At 70.1% G+C, this 7,327-nt stretch carries 5 protein-coding genes; 3 read left to right on the top strand and 2 right to left on the bottom strand.

What is annotated here, in order from left to right; translation table 11 throughout:
* Positions 1–258: 258 nt before the first annotated feature.
* Positions 259–1,749 carry a hypothetical protein gene (locus AB0J08_RS40650; protein WP_360644931.1) on the bottom strand — a complete coding sequence of 497 codons (1,491 nt, stop codon included), beginning with the start codon at positions 1,747–1,749 and terminating at the stop codon, positions 259–261.
* A 433-nt stretch (positions 1,750–2,182) separates the two neighbouring features.
* Between AB0J08_RS40650 and AB0J08_RS40645 the strand changes: the two genes are divergently transcribed.
* Complete coding sequence (locus AB0J08_RS40645) at positions 2,183–2,539, top strand: hypothetical protein (RefSeq protein WP_360644929.1); 357 nt, start codon at positions 2,183–2,185, stop codon at positions 2,537–2,539.
* A 349-nt stretch (positions 2,540–2,888) separates the two neighbouring features.
* On the top strand, positions 2,889–3,161 hold the full coding sequence (locus AB0J08_RS40640; protein ID WP_360644926.1) for a hypothetical protein: 273 nt from the start codon (positions 2,889–2,891) through the stop codon (positions 3,159–3,161).
* A gap of 149 nt (positions 3,162–3,310) precedes the next feature.
* Here AB0J08_RS40640 and AB0J08_RS40635 read toward each other — a convergent pair whose 3' ends face one another.
* A complete protein-coding gene (locus AB0J08_RS40635) occupies positions 3,311–4,012 on the bottom strand; it encodes a hypothetical protein (RefSeq protein ID WP_360644923.1) in 702 nt (233 codons plus the stop codon).
* A gap of 502 nt (positions 4,013–4,514) precedes the next feature.
* Between AB0J08_RS40635 and AB0J08_RS40630 the strand changes: the two genes are divergently transcribed.
* Positions 4,515–7,082: a DUF262 domain-containing protein gene (locus AB0J08_RS40630; protein WP_360644920.1), complete on the top strand. Its 2,568-nt coding sequence runs from the start codon at positions 4,515–4,517 to the stop codon at positions 7,080–7,082.
* Positions 7,083–7,327: the final 245 nt, after the last annotated feature.

The following is a 7,327-nucleotide window of genomic DNA, read 5'->3' as shown; positions in this document are numbered from 1 at the left end:
GTACTGCAGGGGGGACCCTGTGGGAGAGTAGGACGCCGCCGAACAATCATTCACAGAGAACCCCCACCCGATTCCGGGTGGGGGTTCTTTGCGTTTCCGGACAGTCGATTCCCGCGGGGCCCTGGGTGCAGGGGTGTTGCACAGTCCGGTGATCTTGTAGTTGCGCTGGTCAGGCGATGCCCAGGAGCGTGCGAGGCGCTCTCCTGCCGCGGCCCAGGGTCACCGGTCCCGGGGGGCCCACCGTTACGCCGTCACGGGTCACGCGGTCAAGGCATCGGTGACCGCCGTTATCCCCTGGGGTGCCAACTGTTCCAGGAGACCGGTGATCCCGTACCAGCCGCCGAGCGCGGCGAGTCGTGCGGCGAGCCTGCGGGCGTCGGACGGCGCGGCCAGCCCCGCGACGACGAACAGGGCGCGGTCCCGTGTCTCGCGGAAGGCGATCGTGTCGGCGAGCGCCTCGGCCCGCTCCGTCTCCCCGAGCCGGGCCAACTCCTCGACCACGGAGACCAGTGCGTGCCCCCGCGCCCAGAGGTCGGGGATCGCCCGGGTGAGCGCCTGGGCTCGGTCCGTCTCCCCGCGCCGGGCCAACTCCTCGACCACGGCGATCAGTGCTCTGGCTCGTGCCCGTCGGTCAGTGATCTCGTGGGCGAGCGTCTCGGCCCGGCCCGTGTCCCCGCCGCGGGCCAGCTCCCCGACGATCTCCGCCTGCCAACCCGCACGGCGGTGGGGGGCGTTCATCGCGTCGGCGAAGGCCATGGCCCACTCGACGTGACCGTGCCGGGCCAGCATCAGCGCTGCTGCCGTCCGCAGGTCGTCGGCGTGCCAGGAGGTGGGGCTGCAGGCGTCGAGCAGTGTCTGCGTCCGCTCCACCAGCGCGAGGACCACGTCCGCTTCGGCGGTCTCGGCAGCCGCCTCCAGCACGTCGACCATGACTGCGGGGTAGAGGGGCGATATGCCCGGACGGCGCAGGAGGGCGTCGAGCCGGTCCAGGTCGCCGCGGCAGACCTCGGGGACCAGGATCGCCGTCAGCGGCCGCGGCCCGCCCCGGTCGTACCCCCCACCGCCGGGTCCGTGGAACCGGGCGAGGTCCTCCAGACGGTCGACGAGGTCACCGGCCCGGACGTGATCGCCGGCCGCGGTGGCCACGTCGAGAAGGAGGGCGAGCACCCGTGAGGACGCACTGCCCACGGCGCGGTCGGCGAAGTCGAGCGCGCCGCGGAAGTCCCCGGTGTCCGCCAGTGCTTTCGCCAGGAGGGCCCAGGTGATGCCCCAGTTGTGCGGATAGCGGACCCGCTCCGCCAGCGCGAGGGCCCGGTCGAGTTCACCGGCCCTGGCCCACGCCGGCACCAGCGCGACCAGGGCACGATCGTGGCAGTCCCTCACACGGATCGAGTCGACCAGCGCCTGGGCCCCGAGCAGGTCTCCCGCGCCGGCCGCCTCCTCCACCAGCGCCAGCAGCGCTTCGCCCTGCTTGGGCTCGTCGCTGATCGTGAACGCCAGCTCGGCCGCACGCGCGAGGTGACCGGTCCGGGCGAGTGCCCTCAGATGCCACAACGGAACGGGCTCGCGGGCACCATCCGCGTCCCGTGACGCCAGCAACCGGAACAGGGTCACCAAACACGGTGCGAATCCGCCCGGGAGGACGCCCTTTGCGGCATCACCCTCCCGAGCGAGGCCGTAGGGCCGCTCACGCCACCGCTCCATGAACAGCTCATAGCCCCACTCGGCCATGCCCTTCTGCGTACTCACGTCGCCCCCGGTCGTGTCCTGCCGCTGTCCCGTAGCGTAGGGCCTGCTGCGCGCCCCCGGGCCGGTGCCTGGACGTATGGCGGTGGAGGCATCCGCCTGCGCGGCGGGGCGTGCCACGTCGGTCGCGGAACCCCCACGCGTTCCCCCTCGTCTCCCCAGGAGAGGGCGGGACCCCGCACGACGGGGGCGGGCCGTGGAGGCGGGGAGGGGCGCGTGAGCGAACACGAGGCGGCACTGGCGGTGGGAGCCGCCGGCGGCCTGGGCCGTTACCAGGGCTTCGCGGTCCCGAAGTCCACAGTCGGCGACGGGTTCTTCATGACGATGGGCCTGTTGTTCCTCGGGCTCTTCGGGGCCCCCAGCTACGAGCTGGTCCTCGGTGCCCCGCTCTGGCCCGACTTTACTCATCACCTGTGGGCTGTTCATGGGATCGGGCATGGCCGGCCTCGCCCTCTGGCCTCGCTTCGAGCGACGCTCAGGAGGCCGCCTGGAGCGCCTCTACTGCTTCGAAGACGGCCTCGTGATCGGCAGTGGCCACACCATGCGCCCCATCCGCTGGTCGGACGTCACCGTCACCAGCGAGGCCTACTCGGGGAACGAGTACCGCAAACCCGGCACGATCCGCACCCTCACCACACCCGACGGCGCCGTGGTCGCACGGTTCACCGGTCAGGAACCCGAGCGGGTCGGCGGCGACCAGGTGATGCTCCTCCACCAGGCCGCCACCGAGCGTGAAGCCGTCCACCCCTCGCCGGACCCGACGCCGAGTGACGCGCGACCCACCGAAGCCTGACCGAGCGGTCACGGACTGACCGCGGAGCCGATCGCTCGGATCACACCCAGCGCGCGCACGCGTGCTTCCTGGTGGAGGAGAAGAAGGCGCACTACCTGCTGGTGGTCAAGGCCAACCAGCACGGGCTGCACCGCCGGCTGCGATCACTGCCGTGGAAGGACGTCACCGCCCGCCGCTACGACCGCGAGATCGGCCACGGCCGCCGGGAAACCCGGGCGACCAGAGCCCTCACCGTACCGACCTCGGCCTGGACTTCCCGCACGCTGCCCAGGCCGTGCGCATCCTGCGTTACCGCACGAATCTCACGACCGGTGGCGTCAGCCGCCAGACCGTCTACGCGATCACGGACATGACCTCGCATCAGGCCTCGCCCCAGCGCCTGGGCCAACTCGCCAGGTCGCAGTGGTCCATCGAGAACCGGCTGCACTTCGTCCGCGACACCACCTTCGCCGAGGACGCATCGAAGATCCGCACCGGCCATGGACCCGAGAACATGGCGACCTTGCGTAACCTGGCGATCAACGCCCTCCGCGCAGCTGGACACCGTAACATCGCGGCTGGCATCCGGCACGTCTCCTACGAGCCGTTCACCCGCCCGCTCGACCTCCTGGGCATCGCCTGACCAGCGCAACTAAAAGATCACCGGACTTTGCAACCCCCCTGGCCCTGGGTGCCGGCTGAGGCGTCCCCTCCATGGGTCCGGCCGGTGGGGGAGTAGCCCCTCTTCCTCGCAGCGCAGTGTGGAACTCCTGCGGGGTGGGACCAGCAGTGTCAGTCGCCCCAGGTGGCCACCGTGGCGCTGGCGGTCATGAACAGCCAGCCGAGCACGGGAATGGCCAGGGTGGCGGCGAGTGGCAGCTGCGACGACACGAGGACGAGGCAGCCGAGGAACGCCAAGATGACGACGAAGACGGCGATGGCGAAGTAGAAGGGAGCCGCTTGCACGCCCAACCGTGACCAGGTCAGGCCGGCGGCGGTGAGTGCGAATCCCAGGCCGAGCAGGAGGGCCACCTCAAGGGAGCTCAGCCAGGGCGTGCCCGAGTTCTGGGCGCGGTGCCCTTGGTAGGCGATCTCGGCCACTCGCCCTCGGAAGACCGTCAGGTCCACGTCCGTGCCGGTTTTCGCGTCGTAGTAGAAGGCCGAGTTGACCGTGTAGCTGTGCTTGGGGGCGGTCTCGCGTGCCACGGTCAGCGTGTAGGTGGTGGAGTCGCCGTTGTTGGCGGCATCCCTGGCCGTCACCTTGCCGGTCTCGCGCCGCACGCAGTCCGTGCCGGGCGTGTGCGCCGCCGTGCCGCACACCGGGGCGGTGCGGTAGGCGCCCGCCGCGTCGTTCGCGTCGACGAACCAGCCGAAGCCGAGAACGGTGGTGGCCAGTCCTGCCAGGAGGAGCAGGCCCTGCGTCAGCGCGCGGGCGACCGCTCCGGAGAGCCGGGGCCGGGCCGGCGGCTTCGCGTCCCTGATCCGAGCGTTCATCGCAACCCCCATCGATCGCGTCCACGGGCACCTCCCTGATGCCCAGTAGGGATGCTTCCAGGGAGGCAACCGACGGGGGCGTAACGCGGAGCTCCTGTAGCGAAGTTGTGGCGATCCCGTCCCGAGGGGTGGGCCTCGGTCCGGTCCCGTGTTCGGCCGCTCGGGAATAGAGGTGCGGATCGACCACACCGCCATGACCGGCTTCGCGGGCAAGGGAGGGGGAGCTTCTCGCTCCTTGGCAGTGCCAACCTGACGGCCTCAGGGGTGGGGCGCAAGCTGGAGGCCGGCGTGCTGGTGCGGGGTGGCACGGCGCCGGCCAGGGCGGCGGAGCACGTTCGCGAGCTGATCCGGCGAGGGGTGCTGCGCGAGTACTCCTGAGCATGAAGCAGGACGTCTGCGCTCGGTCCCTGGGGCCGTTCGTTCGGCCACGACCGGCAGCCGTGCTCTGTAGGCTGACCGCGCAACAGCCGAACCGACCGTACGCCGCTCGAAGAGGGAGCCGATGCACGCCCAAGAGGTCACGTTCATCAGGCTGGTGCAGGGGGAGAAGCAGTTCCAGGTCCCCCTGTACCAGCGCACCTACAGCTGGACGCAGCCCGAGCTCCGTCAGCTGTGGGACGACGTACGTGACCTGGTCGAGGCGCAGCTCGACGGGGAGAGCCCGGCCTCGCACTTCCTCGGATCGGTGGTCCTCGCCCCGGGGCAGCTGGCCGCGGCCGGCGTCCAGCGATGGCTGGTGGTGGACGGCCAGCAGCGCCTGACGACACTGATGCTCGCTTTCACCGCTCTTCGTGATCATCTGCGGGAGACCGGCGGCGAGTTCGCCAGAACGGCCGACAAGATCGAGGACCAGTACCTGGTCAACAAGTACCTCGACGGCAACGACCACTACCGGCTGCTGCCGACACAGGCAGATCGGGAGGCGTTCATCGCCTGCGTCTCCGGAGGTCCGCGTGCGGGTGGCAGCGGAAACATCGGGGCCGCCTACCGCTTCTTCCGGGGCGTCTACACGGAGGGTTCCCAGCAGCACGGCCCGGATTGGACCGAGGCCGTGGTGACGACGCTCGGGGGGCTGCTCTCCATCGTCGAGATCACCGCCGACGCGCAGGACAACGTGTTCCGGATCTTCGAGTCGATCAACAACACCGGTGTGGGTCTCAGCCAGAGCGACCTGCTGCGCAACTACGTCTTCATGCTCCTGCCCACCTGTGGAGAGCGTGTCTACCAGCAGCAGTGGCTGCCCATGCAGCAGCAGTTGGGCCCCAAGAACCTCGAACTCCTCGTCTGGCTCGACCTGGTCGTGCGCGGCAACAGCCGGGCCAAGCAGACCGAGATCTACCGGGAGCAGCAGCGTCGCCTGCAGCCGCTGGCCGGAGACGAGCAGGCCCTGCAGGCGGAGATCGCCGCACTCGCCGAGCGAGGGCAGCGACTCATGCGCGTGCTGGACCCTTCCCGGGAGACCGACCCGGCCCTGCGGGCCGCACTGGAGCGCCTGGACCGCTGGGGCGGTCAGACTCACTACCCGCTGGCACTGTTCCTGCTCGATCAGGTGGACGCGGGCGACAGCACCGCGGCCGAGGCGGCCGAGGCCCTGCGATTCGTCGAGAGCTACCTGGTGCGGCGGCTGCTCTGCCAGTCCTCCACCACAGGTCTGAACCGCCTGTTCATGGAGGCCCCGAAGGAGTTGGAGCAGGACCTGCCGGCAGCCCAGGCTGTGCGTCGTTACCTGTCGGCGAAGCGGACCGGAGCGCGGGTGTGGCCGGACGACGCGGAGGTCATGGAAGCGGTCCGTCGGATGCCGTTCTACAGGGCCGGGCGGTCGCAGCAGCGGTTCTTCGTCCTGCGCAGCCTTGAGGAGAGCTACGGGGCCAGCGAGGTGGTCGACTACGCCAGGTCGCCGCTCACTGTCGAGCACGTGCTGCCGCAGAGCCCGTCACAGGCATGGCTGGATCTGCTGGCCGAGGAGGCCGAGGACGGGCAGGGACCGCAGGAGGTGCACGAGCTCCTGGTGCACACGCTGGGCAACCTCAGCCTCTCCGGCGAGAACAGCCGGCTCTCCAACCATCCGTTCCAGCGCAAGCAGGAGATCCTCGACTCCAGTGCCCTGCGGATGAACATGGAGATCGCCGCGGAGCCGCGCTGGGGTGCCAAGGAGATTGCGGCCCGCTCGGAGCGGCTGGGCCGGCGGGCGGTGGAGATCTGGCCGGGTCCCATCCGGGTGCAGCGGGAGGTTGCGGAGGAGTGGTCCGGGTGGAGCGAGTTGCGGGCCGCGCTCGTCGCCATTCCCGCTGGTACCTGGACGACCTACGGGGCGGTGGCCGCACTCATCGGCAGCCACCCCGTGCCGGTCGGCAGCTACCTGGCGAGCACCTCCGGTCTGCACGGCGCCCATCGAGTGCTCACCGCGGACGGTCGGGTCTCCGACAACTTCCGTTGGCTCGACGGCGACCACGGCGACCCCCGGGCGCTGCTGGCGGCTGAGGGTGTTCCCTTCGACGGCGCAGGCCGGGCGAGTCTTGTGCACCGCTTGTCGGCCGACGACCTGGCCATGCTGCTCGACAAGGAGCTTTCCCGAGACAACGCCGAGAGCGCGTTGCCCGACGCGGAGACGCAGGGCCGAGCCGCCAGGTTCGAGGAACTGCTGCGGGAGAACCACCCGGCACTCGCCGACGATGTGCTGTCTGTCCTGGCGTTCTGGGAGAGCCTGGACCCGGACTGCCGGCTCACCTACGGCCGCGCTGCGGAGACCAGCTGCTTCCCGACGCTGGACCTGGGTCCGGGAGGGGGGCCTGCGACGATCTGGCCATTGGCCATCTACCCGGTGCTCGGCACCGTCGAGGTGGTGTTCCAGTACCTGTGCAGCCGGCCTCCGTTCGACGACACCGAGATGCGCCGCGAACTCCTGCGACGGCTCAACCGAATCGACGGAATCCAGCTTGCCGAGGCCAAACTCGAGTTGCGGCCGTCGTTCTCGATCGATGCGATCGGGCGGCAGGGGGAGGAGATCCAAGGCGTACTCGAGTGGTTCGTTCACGTCACCGCCCTCCATCTCGCCCAGCGAGCTGTTTGAGCAGGGCTCCTGCTCGGGAGCGCCACGAGCAGGAGCGGCCGCATCCGGCAGGGGACCAGGTGCCTCGGGTGCGGACGCCTTCGAGGAGGAGGCACTTGGGCGTCATGGCTTGGGGGAGTTGCTTCTGGCTCTGTATGCGTCTACTGTTCCCTAGTCGCTCGGCTGGGAGCACCGGACACGCATCTGCGCGGACGGTCCCGGGGCGGCCAATCCCTAGAAACACCACTTCCCGGTTCGGGCTGGGT

Source organism: Kitasatospora sp. NPDC050463, assembly GCF_040655255.1.
Classification (GTDB): Bacteria; Actinomycetota; Actinomycetes; order Streptomycetales; family Streptomycetaceae; genus Kitasatospora.
This window is presented reverse-complemented; position numbering and strand designations above follow the sequence as displayed.